The organism is Rhodopseudomonas sp. G2_2311, assembly GCF_047501505.1.
GTDB classification, from domain to species: domain Bacteria; phylum Pseudomonadota; class Alphaproteobacteria; order Rhizobiales; family Xanthobacteraceae; genus Rhodopseudomonas; species Rhodopseudomonas palustris_H.
The window spans coordinates 53,837-73,039 of sequence record NZ_JAZDRK010000005.1 but is presented as its reverse complement, the minus strand read 5'-3'; the positions used below and the strand labels follow the sequence as shown (position 1 = coordinate 73,039).

At 67.3% G+C, this 19,203-nt stretch carries 20 protein-coding genes; 9 read left to right on the top strand and 11 right to left on the bottom strand.

Annotated elements, in window-relative coordinates; genetic code table 11:
• The first annotated feature begins 93 nt into the window (after positions 1-93).
• The 4 genes from pgsA to prmB are packed head-to-tail and all read left to right on the top strand — an operon-like array spanning position 94 to position 2,487.
• Positions 94-720: a CDP-diacylglycerol--glycerol-3-phosphate 3-phosphatidyltransferase gene (gene pgsA, locus VRZ08_RS10380; protein WP_011156734.1), complete on the top strand. Its 627-nt coding sequence runs from the start codon at positions 94-96 to the stop codon at positions 718-720.
• Positions 717-968, top strand: a complete 252-nt coding sequence (gene moaD / locus VRZ08_RS10375; protein WP_263990846.1) for a molybdopterin converting factor subunit 1 — start codon at positions 717-719, stop codon at positions 966-968. Before pgsA ends, moaD begins: the two co-directional genes overlap by 4 nt.
• 26 nt (positions 969-994) lie before the next feature.
• Positions 995-1,462 (top strand): molybdenum cofactor biosynthesis protein MoaE, encoded by a 468-nt coding sequence (locus VRZ08_RS10370; RefSeq protein ID WP_414532493.1) that lies wholly within the window; start codon positions 995-997, stop codon positions 1,460-1,462.
• Positions 1,462-2,487, top strand: coding sequence for a 50S ribosomal protein L3 N(5)-glutamine methyltransferase (gene prmB / locus VRZ08_RS10365; RefSeq protein WP_414532492.1), 1,026 nt, complete (start codon positions 1,462-1,464; stop codon positions 2,485-2,487). Before VRZ08_RS10370 ends, prmB begins: the two co-directional genes overlap by 1 nt.
• A 144-nt stretch (positions 2,488-2,631) precedes the next feature.
• On the opposite strand, the gene rsmD is transcribed toward prmB, so the two are convergent.
• Together rsmD and VRZ08_RS10355 are read right to left on the bottom strand one after the other, a co-directional pair.
• Positions 2,632-3,216, bottom strand: coding sequence for a 16S rRNA (guanine(966)-N(2))-methyltransferase RsmD (rsmD, locus tag VRZ08_RS10360; RefSeq protein WP_414532491.1), 585 nt, complete (start codon positions 3,214-3,216; stop codon positions 2,632-2,634).
• 165 nt (positions 3,217-3,381) lie between these two features.
• Positions 3,382-5,538 (bottom strand): pseudouridine synthase, encoded by a 2,157-nt coding sequence (locus VRZ08_RS10355; protein ID WP_414532490.1) that lies wholly within the window; start codon positions 5,536-5,538, stop codon positions 3,382-3,384.
• Positions 5,539-5,704: 166 nt separating this feature from the next.
• Between VRZ08_RS10355 and VRZ08_RS10350 the strand changes: the two genes are divergently transcribed.
• A complete protein-coding gene (locus VRZ08_RS10350) occupies positions 5,705-6,151 on the top strand; it encodes a nucleoside deaminase (protein WP_047309020.1) in 447 nt (148 codons plus the stop codon).
• Here the strand turns inward: VRZ08_RS10350 and VRZ08_RS10345 are convergent.
• Together VRZ08_RS10345 and purD are read right to left on the bottom strand one after the other, a co-directional pair.
• A complete protein-coding gene (locus VRZ08_RS10345) occupies positions 6,135-7,043 on the bottom strand; it encodes an alpha/beta fold hydrolase (RefSeq protein WP_263990841.1) in 909 nt (302 codons plus the stop codon). The two genes, VRZ08_RS10350 and VRZ08_RS10345, sit on opposite strands and share 17 nt — an antisense overlap.
• A gap of 217 nt (positions 7,044-7,260) precedes the next feature.
• A complete protein-coding gene (purD, locus tag VRZ08_RS10340) occupies positions 7,261-8,544 on the bottom strand; it encodes a phosphoribosylamine--glycine ligase (protein WP_264054525.1) in 1,284 nt (427 codons plus the stop codon).
• Positions 8,545-8,725: 181 nt separating this feature from the next.
• On the opposite strand from purD, the gene xseA reads away from it, so the two are divergent.
• Together xseA and VRZ08_RS10330 are read left to right on the top strand one after the other, a co-directional pair.
• Positions 8,726-10,339, top strand: a complete 1,614-nt coding sequence (xseA, locus tag VRZ08_RS10335) for an exodeoxyribonuclease VII large subunit (protein ID WP_414532489.1) — start codon at positions 8,726-8,728, stop codon at positions 10,337-10,339.
• Positions 10,340-10,483: 144 nt separating this feature from the next.
• Entirely contained in the window at positions 10,484-10,711 is a 228-nt protein-coding gene (locus tag VRZ08_RS10330) for a DUF2093 domain-containing protein (protein WP_107343313.1), read from the top strand.
• A 9-nt stretch (positions 10,712-10,720) separates the two neighbouring features.
• Here VRZ08_RS10330 and lpxK read toward each other — a convergent pair whose 3' ends face one another.
• From lpxK to VRZ08_RS10305, 5 genes are all read right to left on the bottom strand, one after another.
• Positions 10,721-11,743, bottom strand: a complete 1,023-nt coding sequence (gene lpxK, locus VRZ08_RS10325; protein WP_414532488.1) for a tetraacyldisaccharide 4'-kinase — start codon at positions 11,741-11,743, stop codon at positions 10,721-10,723.
• Complete coding sequence (locus VRZ08_RS10320; RefSeq protein ID WP_414532487.1) at positions 11,736-13,040, bottom strand: 3-deoxy-D-manno-octulosonic acid transferase; 1,305 nt, start codon at positions 13,038-13,040, stop codon at positions 11,736-11,738. The genes lpxK and VRZ08_RS10320 overlap by 8 nt, the downstream gene beginning before the upstream one ends.
• Before the next feature lie 69 nt (positions 13,041-13,109).
• A complete protein-coding gene (locus VRZ08_RS10315) occupies positions 13,110-13,358 on the bottom strand; it encodes a DUF4170 domain-containing protein (RefSeq protein WP_107343310.1) in 249 nt (82 codons plus the stop codon).
• Positions 13,359-13,395: 37 nt separating this feature from the next.
• Positions 13,396-14,211, bottom strand: coding sequence for a 3'(2'),5'-bisphosphate nucleotidase CysQ (locus tag VRZ08_RS10310; protein WP_414532486.1), 816 nt, complete (start codon positions 14,209-14,211; stop codon positions 13,396-13,398).
• Positions 14,198-15,595, bottom strand: a complete 1,398-nt coding sequence (locus VRZ08_RS10305) for a TldD/PmbA family protein (protein ID WP_414532485.1) — start codon at positions 15,593-15,595, stop codon at positions 14,198-14,200. The genes VRZ08_RS10310 and VRZ08_RS10305 overlap by 14 nt, the downstream gene beginning before the upstream one ends.
• 298 nt (positions 15,596-15,893) lie before the next feature.
• On the opposite strand from VRZ08_RS10305, the gene VRZ08_RS10300 reads away from it, so the two are divergent.
• Entirely contained in the window at positions 15,894-16,418 is a 525-nt protein-coding gene (locus VRZ08_RS10300) for a DUF6101 family protein (RefSeq protein WP_107343307.1), read from the top strand.
• A gap of 36 nt (positions 16,419-16,454) precedes the next feature.
• On the opposite strand, the gene ubiA is transcribed toward VRZ08_RS10300, so the two are convergent.
• Both ubiA and VRZ08_RS10290 read right to left on the bottom strand, forming a co-directional pair.
• Positions 16,455-17,405, bottom strand: a complete 951-nt coding sequence (gene ubiA / locus VRZ08_RS10295) for a 4-hydroxybenzoate octaprenyltransferase (RefSeq protein ID WP_414532484.1) — start codon at positions 17,403-17,405, stop codon at positions 16,455-16,457.
• Complete coding sequence (locus tag VRZ08_RS10290; RefSeq protein ID WP_263990832.1) at positions 17,402-18,115, bottom strand: hypothetical protein; 714 nt, start codon at positions 18,113-18,115, stop codon at positions 17,402-17,404. The genes ubiA and VRZ08_RS10290 overlap by 4 nt, the downstream gene beginning before the upstream one ends.
• 191 nt (positions 18,116-18,306) lie before the next feature.
• On the opposite strand from VRZ08_RS10290, the gene VRZ08_RS10285 reads away from it, so the two are divergent.
• Entirely contained in the window at positions 18,307-19,062 is a 756-nt protein-coding gene (locus VRZ08_RS10285) for a 16S rRNA (uracil(1498)-N(3))-methyltransferase (protein WP_414532483.1), read from the top strand.
• Positions 19,063-19,203 lie beyond the last annotated feature (141 nt).

Genomic DNA, 19,203 nt, shown 5'->3' with positions numbered 1-19,203 from the left:
CGCCCAATGCGGATTTCACCTTTTCCTGATACGGAACGAGAGCAGCCGGGTCGGAGGTTGACCTTCCGTCGCGGGCAGTATTGGTAAGTCACGATGAACAACGTCTCGACGAGAGCGCCGGTGCGGGGAACGAAGACGTCGCTGACGCTTCCGAACATCCTCACCTATGCCCGCATCGCGGCGATCCCGGTGGTTGTCGGCTGCATCTTCGCGCAGTCGATCCTCGGCGGTCCGCTGGCGCTGCGCTGGGTGGCCCTGGCGGTGTTCATCGCCGCGGCGATTACCGATTTTCTCGACGGCCATTTCGCCCGGATCTGGGATCAGCAGTCCGCCTTCGGCCGGATGCTCGATCCGATCGCCGATAAGCTGCTGGTAGCATCCTGCCTATTGATGCTCGCCGCCGACAGCATCATCCACGGCTGGACGCTGTGGGCCGCGATCGTGATTCTGTGCCGTGAGATCCTGGTATCGGGGCTGCGCGAATATCTCGCCGCGCTCCGCGTCAGCGTGCCGGTGACGCGGCTGGCGAAATGGAAGACCACCGCGCAGCTGGTCGCGATCGGCTTCCTGCTCGCGGGCGAAGCCGGCGACGAGGTTCTGCCGTTCACCACCGAGATCGGCGTATCGCTGCTGTGGCTGTCGGCGCTGCTGACGATGTACACCGGCTACGACTATTTCCGCGCCGGCATTCACCACCTGATCGAAGAGGATCAGGCATGAAGGTGAAGTATTTCGCCTGGGTGCGCGAGCGGATCGGCGTCGACGAAGAGACCGTCGAACCGCCGCCGGCGGTGGCGACGGTCGCCGACCTGATCGGATGGCTGGCGGCGCGCGGCGACGGCTATGCGCTGGCATTCGAAAAGCCCGGCGTGATCCGCGCCGCGATCGATCGCGCCCATGTCCGCGCCGAGACGCCGATCCAAGGCGCGCGCGAGGTCGCATTCTTCCCGCCGATGACCGGCGGCTGAGCCGGCGCAGCGCACGGGATGATCCGATGACCGTTCCGGTGACCATCCGTATTCAGGAAGCCGATTTCGATCTCGCCGCCGAGACTGCGGCGATGACGAAGGGCCGCACCGACATCGGCGCCGTGGTGTCGTTCACCGGCCTGTGCCGCGGCGTCGAAGGCGATGACACCGTCGCGGCGCTGACGCTGGAGCACTATTCCGGCATGGCCGAGGAGGAGATCCAGCGCCACGCCGATGAGGCGATCAAACGCTGGCCGATCACCGCGCTGACGATCATCCACCGCGTCGGCCGGCTGGTGCCGGGCGACAACATCGTGCTGGTGCTGACCGCCTCGGCGCATCGCCAGGCGGCGTTCGCGGCGGCGGAATTTCTGATGGACTATCTCAAGGCCAACGCGCCGTTCTGGAAGCGCGAGGAGCGCTCCGGCGAGTCGCGTTGGGTCGAGGCGCACAGCCGCGACGACGCCGCGCTGGCGCGATGGAGCAAGGATTGATGGCGAAAAAGGCGACCGCGAAAACCAACAAGGCGGGTAAATCGAAAGCACCGACGGCGAGATCCGCCAAGGCCAAGCCGGCCAGGCGCGGCGCCGCCCTGTCCAAGGCCGCGGCCGCCAAGCCGCCGAAGGTGGCGCCGGGCGAATTGGTGACGCTGCTCGATTTCGTCCGCTACGCGGTCAGCCGTTTTGCCGAAGCCGGCGTGGTGTTCGCGCACGGCACCACCGATCCGATCGCCGAAGCCGCATTCCTGATCGGCGAGACGCTGCATCTGCATCCCGATCAGTTCGAGATGTTCGCCTCCGCCCGCGTCACTGCGCGTGAAGCTGCCGCGATCCTCGGCCTGATCGAGCGCCGGATCGCCGCGCGGCTGCCGGCGGCGTATCTGGTGAACAAGATCTACATGCGCGGCGTGCCGTTCTATGTCGACGAGCGGGTGATCGTGCCACGCTCCTACATCGGCGAACTGCTGGACTCGCATTTCGACGGCGGCGACACCTCGCTGATCGACGCGCCCGAGGCGGTCGAGCGCGTGCTCGACCTCTGCACCGGTTCGGGCTGCCTTGCGATCCTCGCCGCCTACGCCTTCCCGAACGCGACGGTCGACGCCGTCGATCTGTCGAAGGATGCGCTCGCGGTCGCGACCCGCAACGTCGCCGAGCATCAGCTCGACGATCGCGTCAGCCTGTATCACGGCGACCTGTTCGGCCCGCTTGGCGAGGAACGTTACGACCTGATCATCACCAACCCGCCTTACGTCGACGCCGACGGAATGGCGAGCCTGCCGGCCGAGTGCCGCGCCGAACCGGCGATGGCGTTCGACGGCGGCGACGATGGTCTGACGATCATCCGCCGCATCCTCGCCGAAGCGAAGGATCATTTGACGCCGGACGGCGGCCTGCTGTGCGAAGTCGGCCGCTGCCGGCCACAGATCGAAGACGAATTCCCACAGCTCCCGCTGCTGTGGCTCGACAGCGAAGACTCCGAAGCCGAAGTGTTCTGGATCGCCGCAGCGGATTTGTAAGGTCCTGCGCGCACCGTCATTCCGGGGCGCGAACGTAGTTCGCGAACCCGGAATCTCGACCTGTTCTGCGCCGTGCGAAACAACCTCTGGATTCCGGGTTCGCTCGCTTCGCGAGCGCCCCGGAATGACGTCGAAAAAAACGGACTACTCGTCCGTCCCGAACCGCAGAAACGTGAACTCGGTGTCGTCATAGGCGCGGCGGTCGAGTTCGGTGTAGCCGGCTGGCGCGGTGAAGCCGGCATCCTTGTCTTCCTCGACGATCACCAGCGCGCCCGGCAGCAGCCAGCCGCCGTCGCGCAGCGACGTGAGTGAAGCCTCCGCAAGCTGCTTTCGGTATGGCGGATCGAGAAACGCGACGCCGAACGGCTCGACGGGATGCGCCGGCCCGAGATTGGCGGCGTCGCGGCGATATACTTTGCTGACACCGCCGAGCCCGAGCGCCTCGACATTGGCGCGCAGCAGGGCGCGCGCCTCGGCGCCGTTGTCGACGAACAGCACGAACTTAGCGCCACGCGACGACGCCTCGATGCCGAGCGCGCCGGTGCCGGCGAACAGGTCGAGCACCCGCGCATCGAGCAGCGGATTCTCGTAAGCGTGCATCAGAATGTTGAACACCGACTCGCGCAACCGGTCCGCCGTCGGCCGAATATCCCGCGACGTCGGCGCCACCAGATTGCGCCCCCGCAGCCGTCCGCCGATCACGCGCATGAAGCGGCTCCGCTGCGGCATAGACTTTCGCGTTCGTCATTCCGGGATGCGCCCCTTTGGGGCGCAGGCCCGGAATCCATAATCCCGGCGGTGGTTATGGATTCCGGGCTCGCGAGCTGCGCTCGCGCCCCGGAATGACGGCTGTTGTTGAAGATCCGCATCGGGCAATAACTAACTCGTTCGAACTCACTCGTCCCGCGGCGCGGCGTCGCGTTTGCCGTGGTAGCGGCGGGCGGGGCCGCGCGACAGCGGGCGATTGCCACCTTCGCTGGCGGTGCGTTCGACCTTGACCTTGCGGCCCTTGCGATCTTCGACCGCGCCGCGCTTGGTAATCGTCTTCTTCGGCGCGGGTGCAGCCTCGGCCACCGCCCACTCCTCGGCGGACACGACCTTGCCGGCGCGCGGCTTCGGCTTGGTCTCGCTCGGCGACGGGCCAGCGAAGTCGCAGCCGGCGAGCGCAATCACCTTCTCGCCGAGCTGATCGCGCAGCACGCGGGTCTTGACCTCGTCGACCTCGCCTTCACCCAGTTCGAGCAATTGGAACGGGCCGTAGGAGACGCGGATCAGCCGGTTCACCTCGAGGCCGAGATGCGCCAGCACGTTGCGGACTTCGCGGTTCTTGCCCTCGCGGATCGCGAACACCAGCCAGACGTTGGCGCCCTGATCGCGCTCCAGCTTGGCCTCGATCGGGCCATACTGCACGCCGTCGACCTCGATGCCGTTCTGCAATTCGTCGAGCTGGGCCTGGGTAATTTCGCCGTGGGCGCGGACGCGATAGCGCCGCAGCCAGCCGGTCTCGGGCAATTCGAGCGCGCGCGCCAGGCCGCCGTCATTGGTGAGCAGCAGCAGGCCCTCGGTGTTGAAGTCGAGGCGGCCGATCGAGATCAGCCGCGGCAGGCCTTCGGGCAGATTATCGAACACCGTCGGCCGGCCTTCCGGATCGCTGTGCGTCGTCATCAGCCCGCGCGGCTTGTGATACAGGAACAGCCGTGTGCGCTCGCGCTCCGGCAACGGCTTGCCGTCGATGGTGATGACGTCGCTGGCTTTGACGTCGAGCGCCGGTGAGTCGATCACCTTGCCATTGACGGTGACACGGCCTTCCGTGATCCACGTCTCGGCATCGCGGCGCGAGCACAGCCCGGCGCGCGCCACCACCTTGGCGATGCGCTCGCCGGCCTTGTCGGACTTCGCGGGAGCTGCCGGCTTACGCTTGGCCGCTGCCGGATCCTGCTTGCGGAACGCGCCGCGGCCGCCGAACGCCGGACGCTTGGCGAAGACCTTGCTGTCGTCCTCATTGTCGCGGCGCGGACGATCGAAGCCGCGCTCCTCGTCCCGCCCCTTGCGGGGACGATCGAAGCCGCGGCCTTCGCTGCGCGGATGCTCGTGCCAGTCGCCGTGCTTGGCGGCGCGGTCGCGCTGCGGGCGATCCTCACGCGGACGGTCGCTGCGGGGACGGTCACTCCGCGGACGATCCTCGCGCGGACGATCGAAGCTGCGCTCGCGGAACGGACGCTGCTCGCCGCGCTCGCCATCGCGGGGGCGCGAGAATTTTGGCCGGTCGCCGCCGCGTTCCGGACGGTCCGAGCGCTCACCACGGTCGAACCTGGGCTTGTCGCCGCGAGCCTTGTCGAACCGCGGCCTGTCTTCCCGATCCCGATCGAAGCGCGGCTTGTCGTCACGCGATTTCGAGAACCGCGGCTTATCGAAACCGCCCTTGTCGAACTTGCGGTCGCGATCGCCGCCGGCACGCGCCGGCCGATCCTCGCGGGCCCGCCACGGCTTCTCGTCACCGCGGTCGCGGCCGGCCTCGCCGTCACGCTGGAACGGCCGCTTCGGCCGATCAGCAAAATCGCGCTTGGGTCGATCACTGAAGTCGCGCTTGGGGCGGTCACCGAAATCCCGCTTGGGACGATCGCCGAACTCCTTGCGCGGCCCCCGCTCGGCACGATCGCCGCCGCTGCGCGCGGGCCTATCGTCGCGGCCAAAACGGGCGCGCGGAGCATCACCGTCATCGCGGCGCGGACGGTCGGAAAAGTCGCGGCGCGGCGCGGCACCGTCGCGCTTGGCATAGGGCCGCTTGCCCTCGCCGCCGAACGACGAGCGCTTGGCATCGCCGCCGAACGACTTCTTGGCGTAGCTCTTCTCGCCGCGGGCCTCGCCGGCGCCTTCGGCGGCACGCTTGGCGAACTTCTTCTCCGGTCCGCGGGCCGCGCCCGAGCGGACCTTGCCGCCGAACGCTCCCTTGCCACCGGCCCCGGCTTTGCCGCCGAAACCGCCTTTGCTGCCCTGCCGGTCGCGGCGGCCGCGCGCAGAATCGTTGTCTTTACGGGTGTCGCGGGGCATGACTGGTCTTTCTATCGAAACACGAAATGGGGCTCAGGCAGTCGGGAACGGCTCGCAGGCCGCGCGCTCCGATTGAAACGCGCATGGTCACGCAAAACAGCCATCCACTTTTGCTGAAGTCGGTCTCCTAGCAGAGTTTTCGGGTCGAGACGAGCCAAGAACGACGATGACGGCTTCCACTTTCATGGAATTGGCGCTGGCCGAGGCGGCCGCGGCCGGAGCCGCCGGCGAGGTGCCGATCGGCTGCGTGATCGTCCGCGACGGCGTGGTGATCGCCAAGGCCGGCAACCGGACCCTGACCGATCGCGACCCCACCGCCCACGCCGAACTGCTGGCGATCCGGGAGGCGGCGGCCAAGCTCGGCAGCGAGCGGCTGGTCGATTGCGACCTCTACGTCACGCTGGAGCCGTGCACGATGTGCGCCGGCGCGATCTCGTTCGCCCGAATTCGGCGGCTGTATTTCGGCGCATTCGATCCGAAGGGCGGCGCGGTGGAATCCGGCGTGCGGTTCTATGGCCAGCCGACCTGCCATCATGCGCCGGAAGTGTATTCCGCCGTCGGCGAGCGCGAAGCCGCAACGATGCTGCGGGAGTTCTTCAGGGCGCGGCGCTGAAGAACTTAACCAGCGCCTCGGCGGTCTGGTCCGGCGCCTCCTCGGGCAGGAAATGCCCGGATTCGATCGGCGCGCCCTGCACGTCGGAAGCCCATTTTCTCCAGACATCGAGCGGCGTCGCGGCCGACTGCGCGATGCCGGAAGCGCCCCACAGCGCCAGCATCGGCACCGGGATCTTGTTGCCGGCTTCGACATCGGCCTTGTCGTGCTCGAAATCCGCATAGGCGCCGGCGCGGTAGTCTTCGCACATCACGTGTCGCCGCATCGGGTCGGCAAACGCGATGCGGTAGTGTTCGATAGCCTGTGGATCGAACGCGGACAGATCACCGGCCCGCGTCCAGCTCGCCAACTTGGCCTTCACGTAGAAATCGGGATCGCCGCCGAGCAAGTTTTCCGGCAGCGGCGCCGGCTGCGCCAGGAAGCTCCAGTGATAGATCTTCAGCGCATAGGCGCGGTTCATCCGCTGCCAGTATTCGTAGGTCGGCAGGATATCGAGCACCGCGAGCTTCGACAGCCGGCCCGGCGAATCCAGCGCCATCCGATAGCTGACGCGGGCGCCGCGGTCGTGTCCGGCGAGTGCGAAATGCACGTGGCCGAGCTGCTCCATCGCCTCGATCAGCTGCTTGGCCATCGCCCGCTTGGTGTAGGGCGTGTGCTGATCGTCGCTCTCCGGCATATCGGACCAGCCGTAGCCCGGCAGATCAGCGACGATCACCTTGAAGCGCTCCGCCAGCTTCGGCGCGACGCGGTGCCACATCACATGAGTCTGCGGAAAGCCGTGCAGCAACAACAGCGGCGGCCCGTCGCCGCCGACGCGCGCGAAGATCCGGCCCGACGAGGTGTTGATCCATTCCGAGCCGAAGCCCGGAAACAAGTCGGCGAGATCGGACATCGATACTCCTTTGGTGATTGGCAGAGCGAAGCAACGCAGTCGGCGCAACCTCTCCCGCTTGCGGGGGAGGTCGGATCGCGTCAGCGATCCGGGTGGGGGAAGCTGAGTCTCCGAACCACGTGGCCGCTGTGCTCGGCTCGCCCTCACCCCAACCCTCTCCCGCAAGCGGGAGAGGGGGCGCACCGAGCAGGATGCTATTCACCCACACAAAAACGAACTACTTCCCTCGCCGTTCCCGCGCCACCGCCTGCCAGCCGATGTCGCGGCGGCAGAAGCCTTCGGGCCAGTTGATCACGCCGATCGCCTCGTAGGCGCGGCGCTGCGCTTCGGCGACGGTCTTGGCCGAAGCGGTCACGGCAAGCACCCGGCCGCCATTGGCGAGCACCCAGTCGCCCGACGCCACCGTGCCGGCGTGGAAGATCTGCACGCCCGGAATCGTCTCGGCGCGGTCGAGCCCGGCGATGCGGGTGCCCTTTTCGTAGTGGCCCGGATAGCCCTTGGCGGCCATCACCACGGTCAGCGCCGGCTCGTCGTGCCAGCGCAGGCTGATATGCGAGAGCTGGCCGTCGGCACAGGCGAGCAGCGCCGGCACGATATCGTCCTTCATCCGGATCATCAGCACCTGGCATTCCGGATCGCCGAACCGGACGTTGTATTCGATCAGCTGCGGACCATCCTCGGTGATCATCAGCCCGGCGAACAGCACGCCCTTGAACGGCGCGCCCATCGCTTTCATGGCCTTCAGCGTCGGATAGATGATCTGCTGCATCGCCTGCTGACAGATCGCGTCGGTCATCACCGGCGCCGGCGAATACGCCCCCATGCCGCCGGTGTTCGGCCCCTTGTCGCCGTCATAGGCGCGCTTGTGGTCCTGCGCGGTGGCCAGCGGCAGCGCGTGCTCGCCGTCGCACAGCACGAAGAACGACGCCTCTTCGCCGACCAGGAAATCCTCGACCACCACTTCGACGCCGGCATTGCCGAGGCCGCCGCCGAACATCATGTCGATCGCGGCCTCCGCCTCGCCCAGCGTGCTCGCCACCACGACGCCCTTGCCGGCGGCGAGGCCGTCGGCCTTGATCACGATCGGCGCGCCCTGGGCGCGGATATAGGCCTTGGCCTCGTTCGGATCGCCGAACCGCTCATAGGCCGCGGTCGGAATGTTGTGCGCCTTGCACAGATCCTTGGTGAAGCCCTTGGAGCTTTCGAGCTGCGACGCCTTGCGGCTCGGTCCGAACGCCTTGATGCCGGCTGCGGCCAGATCGTCGACGATCCCGGCGGCGAGCGGCGCTTCCGGCCCGACCACCACGAAGTCGACCTGATTGGCCTTGCAGAACTCGACCACGGCCTGGTGGTTGCCGACGTCCAGCGCCACGCAGGTCGCCTCGCGGGCGATCCCGGCATTGCCCGGCGCACACCACAGCTTGGTGACCAGCGGCGAGGCCGCGATCTTCCAGGCCAGCGCATGTTCGCGCCCGCCCGAGCCGAGAAGGAGAATATTCATGAAAGCCTGACCGTGCGCCCCGTGGATGGTCCGCGAGGTGTAACACGCGGCACACGCCCGGCAACGCGCGCCGGCGCGGATGTGGATATGTCCGGATGACAGACCGGCGACTTCCGCGGGTTGGCGGCAGGGCCGAAAGTCCCTACCTTCCGCCGCACCCGCAAACCTCCGATCGAATCGCATGGCCCGACTGCAGTCCCCCCAAACTCTCGCCAATGTCGGCGAATTCACCGTTTCCGAGCTGTCGCAGGCGCTGAAGCGGACGGTCGAGGACACCTATGGGCATGTCCGGGTGCGCGGCGAGATCACCGGGTTTCGCGGGCCGCATTCGTCGGGACATTGCTATTTCGCGCTGAAGGACGAGGGTGCCAAGATCGAGGCAGTGATCTGGAAGGGCGTCGCCGGGCGGATGCGGTTCAAGCCGCAGGAAGGCCTCGAGGTCATCGCCACCGGCAAGCTGACCACCTATCCCGGCTCGTCGAAATATCAGATCGTGATCGAGGCGCTGGAGCCTGCCGGCGTCGGCGCCCTGATGGCGCTGATGGAAGAGCGCAAGAAGAAGCTCACCGCCGAGGGCCTGTTCGACGAGGCGCGCAAGCAGCTGCTGCCGTGGCTGCCGGAGGTGATCGGCGTCGTCACCTCGCCGACCGGCGCGGTGATCCGTGACATCCTGCACCGCCTGGAAGACCGTTTCCCGCGCCGCGTGCTGGTGTGGCCGGTGCGGGTGCAGGGCGAAGGCTCGGCCGAGCAGATTGCGGCCGCGATCCGCGGCTTCAACGAACTCAGCCCGGATGGGCCGATCCCGCAGCCGGATCTGTTGATCGTGGCGCGCGGCGGCGGCTCGCTGGAAGATCTGTGGTCGTTCAACGAAGAGATCGTCGTCCGCGCCGCGGCCGACAGCATGATCCCGCTGATCTCGGCGGTCGGCCACGAGACCGACGTCACTCTGATCGATTTTGCCGCCGACAAGCGTGCGCCGACCCCGACGGCGGCTGCCGAAATGGCCGTCCCGGTGCGCGCCGAGCTGTTCGTCGAAGTCGGCGGGCTAGCCCGGCGGATGCTGTCGAGCTGGCAGCGCTGCCAGGATTTCCGCCGCAACGAGCTGCGCGCCGCCGCGCGCGCCCTGCCCGGCGCCTCCGACCTGCTGGCGATCCCGCGGCAGCGGCTCGACAACGCGGCCGCCTCGCTGCCGCGCGCCCTGCGCGCCAACACCCATGCGCATCACCGCCGCTTCGCCGCTGCGGCGGCCGGCATGACGCTCAAGGTGCTGCGAGCGCAGGTGGCGCACAGCGCCCACCGGCTCGACAGCGCCGGCACGCAATTGCAGCGCTGTGCCCGCGCCACGCTGCGGCATCGCCGGGAGCGGTTTGAGGGGCTGGCGGTGCGGCTGCAGGCCTCAAAGCTCGCCAATCAGCAGGCACAGCGGATGCGGATCGCCCGCGAGCAGGAGCGGCTGGATCGCCTCGCCGAGCGGGCCCGGCGGGCGTTGATCACCCTGCTGGAACGCCGGCAGGCGCGGGTCGACGCCACCGGCAAGCTACTGACCGCACTATCATACCGCGGAGTCCTAGCGCGCGGGTTCGCGCTGGTGCGGGATGCCGATGGCCGCTCGGTGCACGCCGCCGCATCGGTCGCCGCGGGCGCCCGACTCAGTGTCGAATTCGCCGACGGCCGGGTCGCCGTCACCGCCGACGGCGACAGCGGATCGCCGGTCGAGGCCACCAAGCCGGCGGCAGCGCCGGCCAAACCGGCCAAACGGCCGGCAAGTCCGGCGGGCCAGGGGTCGCTGTTCTAGCCGGACGACCGCAGGCCGCGGGGAAAACGACGCCGCCATGACAGGACGGCGGTTTGCAATGCGGCGCTTCCGTTCTATCTGTCAGGTGTATCGACCCGCAGCGTTGCCTCGTTCCGCAACCTGCGGTTTTCCAGGAGATCAGCCGTGCTGAACAAATTTGGCTTCTCGGGTTCTGGCGAAGCCCAGGTGCAGTATCTCGATGGCGACTTCCGCGTGATCTCGCCCGGCACCTATGTGCGCTGCGCCGTCACCGGGGTGCAGATCCCGCTCGACGAGCTGAAATATTGGAGCGTCGATCTCAAGGAGCCCTATGCCACGGCCGAAGCCGTGCTGAAGCGGCATTATCCGGACGCGTTTCAGCCCAAGGGTTGAGGCAGCGATTCAGCGCCGCCCGGCGAGCCTCTCGGCGCGCGCACCGTTGAGCCGGTCAAGCAGGAATAGCCGCAGCTTCGACTCGTCGCCGAACGCCAGCGTCACGGCAAACGGCACGATCTCCACGCCGAGCGACGGCGGCGCGCCGCCGATCCGCGCCAGATCTTTTTCGGTGGTGACCAAGGTCAGCCCATCGCGCTTGGCGATAGCGGCAAGTTCGGCCAGTTCCTCGGCCGTAAATGGGTGGTGATCGGGATACGCGCGCTGCTTGGCCACCTCGACGCCGCTGGCCTGAAGCGTTGCGACGAACCGCCCGGGATCGCCGATGCCGGCGAACGCCAGCACCCGTCGCCCCCGCAGCGCCTCGACCGACGCCGGCTCCGGCACCAGCCGGGCCCGCAGCACCACGCCGCCCTTGTTCGTAATCTGCTGTGCGAGGCCGTCCGCGGCAGTGCCGTCGCCGACTACGACCAGCGCATCAGTGCGCGCGATCTGCAGCGCAAGCGGCGCGCGCAGCGGCCCGGCCGGAAACACGCTGCCATTGCCGATGCCGCGATGGCTATCGACCACGATCAACGCCGCGTCCTTGGTCAGCGCCGGATTCTGAAAGCCGTCGTCCATCAGGATCACGCTCGCGCCGAGCGCGCAGGCCAGCGCCGCGCCGTCGGTGCGGTCGCGCGCCACCACCACCGGGACCCGGCGCGCCATCATCAGCGGCTCGTCGCCGATATCGGCAGCGCTATGGCGCGTCGGATCGACCTGGATCGGCCCGTGCAACCGCCCGCCATAGCCGCGGCTCAGGACCACAGGGGTTTCACCGAATTCGCGTAGCAGCGCCACCAGCGCAAGCGTCGTCGGCGTCTTGCCGGCACCGCCCATGTGATAGTTGCCAACGCACAGCACCGGCACACCAACGGTCGTCCCGGTCTTCTGCATCCGCGCCGCAGCGATGTTGCCGTAGATCGCGGCGATCGGCAGCAGCAGGCGCGACACCAGCGAAGGAGGCCGGTGCCAGAAGCCCGGCTCACGCATTCCCGGCGCCCTGTTCGATCTGCAATTGCAGCAGATAAGGCTCGAGCGCCGCGATGGTGCGGTCGAGCGCGCCGCCGAGGCGGTCGACCACCTTGGTGGCCGCGGTGATCGAGATCTGTCGCGCGTCGTGGTTCGACAGCAGCGACGAGATCCGCAGCACCAGCGCGTCGACGTCGGGCACGGCGAACGCGCCGCCTTCATCGTCGAGCGCGCGATAGACTTCGGTGAAATTGGAGACGTGCGGGCCATGCACGATCGCGGCGCCGAGCTTGACCGCCTCGATCGGATTCTGGCCGCCATGCTCGATCAGCGAGCCGCCCATGAAAACAATTGGCGCGAGCCGATAGAACAGTCCGAGTTCGCCCATGGTGTCGGCGACGTAGATCGCGGTCGCGGCCATCGGCTGCTGCTCGCGCGAGCGCAGCGCCACCGGCAGGCCTGCGGCCTCGACCAGGCCGGCGACCTGCTCGCCGCGATGCGGATGCCGCGGCACGATCACGGTCAGCAGCGTCGGGAAACTCGCCGACAGCCGGCGATGCGCTTCCACCAGCAATTCTTCCTCGCCCGGGTGGGTCGAGGCGGCGACGATCACCGGGCGGCCGCGGGTGACCGCGAGCAATCGCTCCAGCCGGCCCGGATCGGCCGGCGGCGGCGCCACGTCCATCTTCAAGTTGCCGGTGGTGATCACGCTCGGGCTGCCGAGCGCGCTGAAGCGTTCGGCATCGACCCGCGACTGCGCCAGACAAATATCGAACCGGCCGAGCAGCGCGCCGATGGTTGCGGACGCGCGCTGCCAGCGCGGGAACGAGCGCTGCGACATCCGGCCGTTGATCAACACCATCGGCACCCGCCGCGCCGAGGCAGCGAGGATCAGGTTCGGCCACAGATCGGATTCGATGAACAGCGCCAGACTTGGACGCCAGTGATCGAGGAAGCGATCCACGAAGCGCGGTGCGTCGTAGGGAATGAACTGGTGAATGATGTCCTGCGGAAACCGGCTGGCCACCACCTGAGCCGACGTCAGCGTGCCGGAGGTGAGCAGGATGCGCAGGTTGAGCGCGCGCAGCCGTTCGATCAGTCCGGCCGCAGCCAACACCTCGCCGACGCTGGCGCCGTGGATCCACACCACCGGCCCGCGCGGCCGTGCATCGTTGCTGAGACCGCGACGCTCACCGACCCGCGACGGATCTTCCTTGCCCTGCTTCAGCCGCCGGCCGATCCACAGCGACGCCAGCGGCGCCGCGGCAGCGGTCAGCTTGCGATAGACGCGGAGCGTCATCGGCACCGGATCAACCATCAACGGCCCCGTCTGTCACCGCGAAGGTGACGCGCATCATCGCCGAGCAGCATCGTCAGTCCCGCGCGATCAGTGCTGCGCGGACCGGGCTTCTTTTTCTGGATCGAGCAAGCGATGCAGATGAACGATGAAGTACCGCATGTGCGCATTATCGACCGTCTGATGCGCCCGGGCCTTCCATGCCGCATAGGCCGTTGCGTAGTTCGGGTACACCCCGACGACGTCGACCTTGTCGAGATCGCGAAACGTCACGTTCTCAAGGTCCGTCAATTCTCCCCCGATTACGAGGTGGAGCAATTGCTGCGCATTGTCCGACATCAAACTTCCTCATTGCGGCGAACAGGCATGCGCGCGCTCAGCCTCGCGGAGAAACGCGAAAATGCTCGACGATGTGAGCATGACGTTCGCGCCCCGCAGCCACCAGCACGCCATGTGTGACCTCGGGACGGTTGTAGACGATGGTCTCGCCCGCGAGAGTTGTCATTGTACCATCCGCTTCGTGCACGATCAAATCGGCCGCGGCAAGGTCCCAATCGCGGCTCTGCCCTCCGGCGAACGCAACGTCGACCTGACGATCAGCAACGCGGCACAGCCGCAGCGCCAGCGAGCCGATCCGCGGCAGGATGTGCGCGGTCGATGGCAAGGCCAGCCGTTCGATCAGCGGCTTCGGGCCGGCGACCTTGGCGCCTTCCAGCGTGGTGCCGACGCTGGCGTGCAGCGACGCGCCGTTGAGCGACGCACCCGCGCCACGTGTGGCAAAGAAGAACTCACCAGATACCGGCGCGAACACCGCGGCCAGCATCGGCTTGGCGTTCGCGACCAGCGCAACAGAAACGCACCAATCCTCCCGGCCGGCCAGATAGGCGCGGGTGCCGTCGATCGGATCGACGATCCACACCCAATCCTTGTCGAGCCGTGTGAGATCGTCGGCGCTTTCCTCCGACAACCAGCCGTAGTGCGGCGTGGCATCCTGCAGCCGCTGTCGAATCAGCTCGTCGACGGCGATATCGGCTTCCGACACCGGCGAGGATGCGCCCTTGGTCCAGGTCCGCAGCTCGGTACGGAACATCGACAGCGCCAGAGCGCCGGCCTCGCGCACGGTGTCGGCGAGCAGCGATGCGTCGCTTTCAGATGTTTCGATGTGTCGCGTATCTGGATTAGCGTCCGGCAATCGTCAGCCCCTCGATCCGCAGCGTCGGCGCGTTGACGCCGTAGCGGAAGGTCAGGTCGCTGGCCGGCGTCAACGTCTTGTACATGTCGATCAGGTGTCCGGCGATGGTGACTTCGCTGACCGCGTAGGTGCGCTGGCCGTTTTCGATCCAGAACCCGGCGGCGCCGCGGCTATAGTCGCCGGTGACACCGTTGACGCCGGAGCCGATCAGATCGGTGACGTAGAAACCTTGCTTGATGTCGCCGATCAGTTCGGCTGGGCTGAGCGGCCCGGCTTCGAGATGCAGATTGTACGGTCCCGGCGACGGCGACGACGATACGCCGCGATGCGCGTGGCCGGTGGTGGTGAGGCCGAGCTCGCGCGCGGTCGCGCAATCCAAAAGCCACGACGTCAGCACGCCATCGTCGACGATCGACAGCGGCTTGACCGCAACGCCTTCGGCGTCGAACGCCTGCGAGCGCAGACCGCGCTTGCGCAGCGGATCATCGACAATGCGGATGCCGTCCTTGAACAGCTTCTGGCCGAGACGATCCTTCAGGAACGAGGTCTTGCGCGCGATCGACGCGCCATTCGCGGCACCGACCAGATGGCCGACCAGCGAGCCGGCGACGCGCGGATCGAACACCACCGGTACCTTGCAGGTCTCGACCTTGCGCGGCCCGACCCGCGCAGCGGTGCGCTCACCGGCGACGCGCCCGACCTCCTCCGGCGACATCAGGTCGGCGGCATGCGGCGCGGTCGTATATTCATAGTCACGCTCCATCCCGGTGCCCTCGCCCGCGATCGCGGTCATCGAGATGCTGTGGCTGGAGCGCAGAAACGAGCCTTGGAAGCCGGTCGACGTCACCAGCACCATGCCGCCGATCCCCGACGACGCCGAGGCGCCGCCCGATTTGGTGATGCCGGGAACAGCGAGGGCTGCGGCCTCCGCGGCGCGGGCGCGCTGCTCCAATTCGGCAGTCGAGGGCGTGGCCGGATCGAGCAGATCGAGCTCGGGAAAATCTCGCGCCAGCAGATCCGGATCGGCGAGGCCGACATATTTGTCATCCGGCGCGACGCGGGCCATCGCCACCGCGCGCTCGGCCAGCTTGGTGACCGCGTCCCCGCTGATGTCGTTGGTCGAGACCACCGCCTGACGGCGACCGACGATCACCCGCAGGCCGACATCGTCACCTTCCGAACGCTCGGATTCTTGCATCCGCCCGTCGCGCACTTCGACGCCGTGCGACACCCCGCGGACCGCCACCGCATCGGCCTGATCGGCGCCGGCGCGACGCGCCGCCTCGACCAGCCGTTCTGCCAAATCGCTCAGCGCCGACTGATCGAACAAAGCGGAATCCACAGAGGAGGAAGCCGACGAACGTGCGCTTGGTGAAGAGTTCACAAATACAATTCCTAAGGCTGGAAGTAACGACGCGGGAGCAGCGGAGGCGCGCTGTGTACATCACAGATGTGCCTGTTCGGCGCGGACTTCAAGCACTTTGCTCCCAGCCGGAACAATTCATTGCCGGCGCCGGTGCAAGATTGCGTCAATCATGCTGGCCAAGGTTCTGTCAATCATGAGCGGCGAAGCAGTCGGGGTCAGTTTCGATTAACCAGCCTTATTAAGCGAATTCGGACCGGGCTCTGGCAAGCTCTCACCCATCGACCGGGAACATAATTCCGGCGGGGAGATCAAAGCCGTGAGGCGTCAAACAGCAACAGGCGGGGCTAACCTCGCCGGGTCGAGCCGCGACTTGCGGCTCGACCCTCTCTCACTGCCGATCCGCTTCGACGCGCACGATGTGCGGGCCGACGGCGGCATCCGGCAAATCGAACTACACCGCGAGCGGGTGGTGCTACGCCGCGCCGTCGCCGGCATGAGAATGGCGGTGAACGTCAGCGTCAGCGACTTCCGCGGCATCGGCTGCCGAGGTCTCGACGACGGCCGCATGCTGATGCTCGTGCACCGCGATCCGTCGCTGTCGATCCCGCTCGGGATCAGCGACGATCCCGAGGAGATCGAACGCATGTGGGCGCTCTGGAGTGAAATCTTCGGACTGCCGCAGCTGCCCGAAGACAAGCAGCGCGAACCCGCGCAGCGCCGCCGCCGTCATCACGTGATCAGCAAGCGTCGTCCGCGCTTCCTGATGCGCCGACGGGTCGGCCGTCTGCTCGACGCGCCGAAGTGCTTCGGCGGCGAACGCGAGATCATCGCGCGCAACTAATCAGAAATCGGATGAGAGCGCCGGGCTTGCCCGGCCTCACGCCATCGTGCGCGAGACGGCGTCGGCCACCAGGCCGCCGAACAGCAGCAGGCCGGCATCGCGGTTCGACTTGAACAGCTTCAGGCACAGCGGGCTGTCGTGAATATCGACCCGCACGATCTGCTGCACCAGATGCGCCGCGAACGCGGCAAGGCCGATCCAGGCGAACCAGCCGGCATCGGCGAGCTTCAGCGCCACGCCGATCAGGCTCACCGCCACACTGAACAGCAGCACCAGCGCCAGCTTGGTATTCTCGCCGAACAGCAGCGCGGTCGACTTGATACCAACCATCAGATCGTCTTCAGCATCCTGATGCGCATAGATAGTGTCGTAGCCGATCACCCAAGAGATCGAGCCGGCGTACAGCGCGAACGCGACCAGATCGAGCCGCTCGAACGTGCCGGCAAAGCCCATCAGCGCGCCCCATGAGAACGCGAGGCCGAGCACGAATTGCGGCCAGTAAGTGATCCGCTTCATGAACGGATAGGCCGCGACGATGATCAGCGATGCGATGCCGGTGAGAATCGCGAACCTGTTGAATTGCAGCAGCACGACGAGGCCGATCAGGCACAGCAGCACCATGAACACGGCGGCCTGCTTGGCGGTGACCTGCCCGGCCGGGATCGGCCGCGACCGGGTGCGCTCGACCTTGTCGTCGAGATCGCGGTCGGTGATGTCGTTCCAGGTGCAGCCGGCGCCGCGCATCACGAACGAGCCGATGAAGAACAGCGCGCAGAACAGCGGCAGGCGGCTGAGGTCGTGGGCCATGCCGGCGGCCAGCGCCGCCGACCACAGGCACGGCATCAGCAGCAGCCAGGAGCCGATCGGACGATCGAACCGCGCCAGCCTCAGATAAGGCCGCGTCCACAGCGGCGCATGGTTATCGACCCAGTTGCCGGTGGAGTCGGCGACTCGCCCGGCCGCGCCGCTGGCCGGAATTCCACTCATCGCGCCAGCACGTTGCCGTTGAGGGTATCGAAGGTGGTGCCGCCGAACTTCTTGGCGGAGGTGTTGGCCTCAGGCGTGGCGCTGGAGGAACCGAGCACGTCGGCGAAGCTCGGACCCGCCGGCCCGCGCTGCTGCTGCTCGGCAATGTTGCAGACCTGCTTCTGCATCTGCTCGGTGCGCTTGTGGCCGGTCTTGAGCTGCTCGGCGATGTCGTCCGGGATGCCGCAGCGCTTTGAGTTGCTGACGACGTATTTGATCATCGCCACTTCGGAGCTGGAGAACGCGCCGATCAGCTTGCAGGCCTCGGAGGCCGGCGCCTTTCGCTTGCCGGCGGCTTGGATCGCCTGGCCGCGCTTCTCGGCTTCTTTCCGCAGCTTGAGGAAGTCGTTCATGCAGGCTTCGCCGCCGGCCTGCTGCCCCATCGGCGCGGCGCCGGGAGGCGGACCAAACGCGCCGCCGCCACCGGCGATCGGAGCTGCGCCCGCGGCTGGGAACGATCCGCCCGAGCTGTTCACCGGCGGAAACACCGAGCTGTTGCTCGATGCAGCCGGCGATGACGACGACTGGTTCGGCAGCGGTGCGGGAAATGCCGAGGAAGATGAAGACTGGTTCGGCAACGGCGCCGGGAACGCGCCCTGGGCCAGCGCCGGGACGGCTTGAACGGCAAATGCGGCGGCTAACGCCGGTACGATCAAACGTCGGATGATCAAGGCTGCTCCTCCGGCAAGGTTCGATGGTCCCCGTTGGCCCAATGACGCGTCGAAAAACGACGTTGGGGCCTTTTACGATTCCGGATCGCCCTTAACAACCCGCCGATTGGGGCGGCAGCGCGGCGCTTCGCCCCACAGGCGGCTGATATTCTTGAAAAATTGGGTTAGAAGCGGCGCGTGAGACCCAGCCGATGAGCCGATACGACTTCCGCAGCCCCCGCCTTTTCGTCGATGCCGCCCTCGCGCCCGGTGCGCAGGTGCCGCTCGAGCGCGACCAGAGCAATTATCTCGGCAATGTGCTGCGGCTCGGTGCCGGCGCCGCGGTGCTGGCCTTCAACGGCCGCGACGGCGAGTGGCGCGCCACCATCGCGGGCCGCAAGCGGCCGGACGCGCTGGAAGTGGCGGAGCAGACCCGGCCGCAGGACCGCCTGCCCGACGTCGCCTATGTGTTCGCCCCGCTGAAGCACGCCAGGCTCGACTATATGGCTCAAAAGGCTGTGGAAATGGGCGCAGGCCGGCTGCAGCCGGTGCTCACCCAGCACACCCAGGTGCACCGCCTGAACACCGACCGGATGCGCGCCAACGTGATCGAGGCCGCCGAGCAATGCGGTATCTTGAGCCTGGCCGAGGTCGGCGAGCCGATGGGTCTCGACCGGTTCCTGGCCAGCCGGGCCGGCGGCGAACGGCTGCTGGTGTTCTGCGACGAAGATGCCGAAATCGCCGATCCGGTCGCCGCGCTGCAGGCCGCGCGGGATGCGGCGATGAAGGGCGTCGACCTGCTGGTCGGGCCCGAGGGCGGGTTTTCCACCGAAGAGCGCGCCCTGCTGCTCAAACAGCCCAACATCCTGCGCCTAGCGCTCGGCCCGCGGATCATGCGGGCCGATACCGCGGCGGTCGCAGCCCTGACGCTGGTTCAGGCGGTGATGGGCGATTGGAAGGGTAATTAGGTAATATTCGACCATTGGCGCCCCCGCCTCACCCGGCGCCCGGCGGATGACGGTCGAATCTGTCATTCACCCGTGTTAAGGGCTGCGCCGACTAGCGTTTTCTGTTTCACCCTCCCTGCCCGGGACCGCAGGACTGACCGA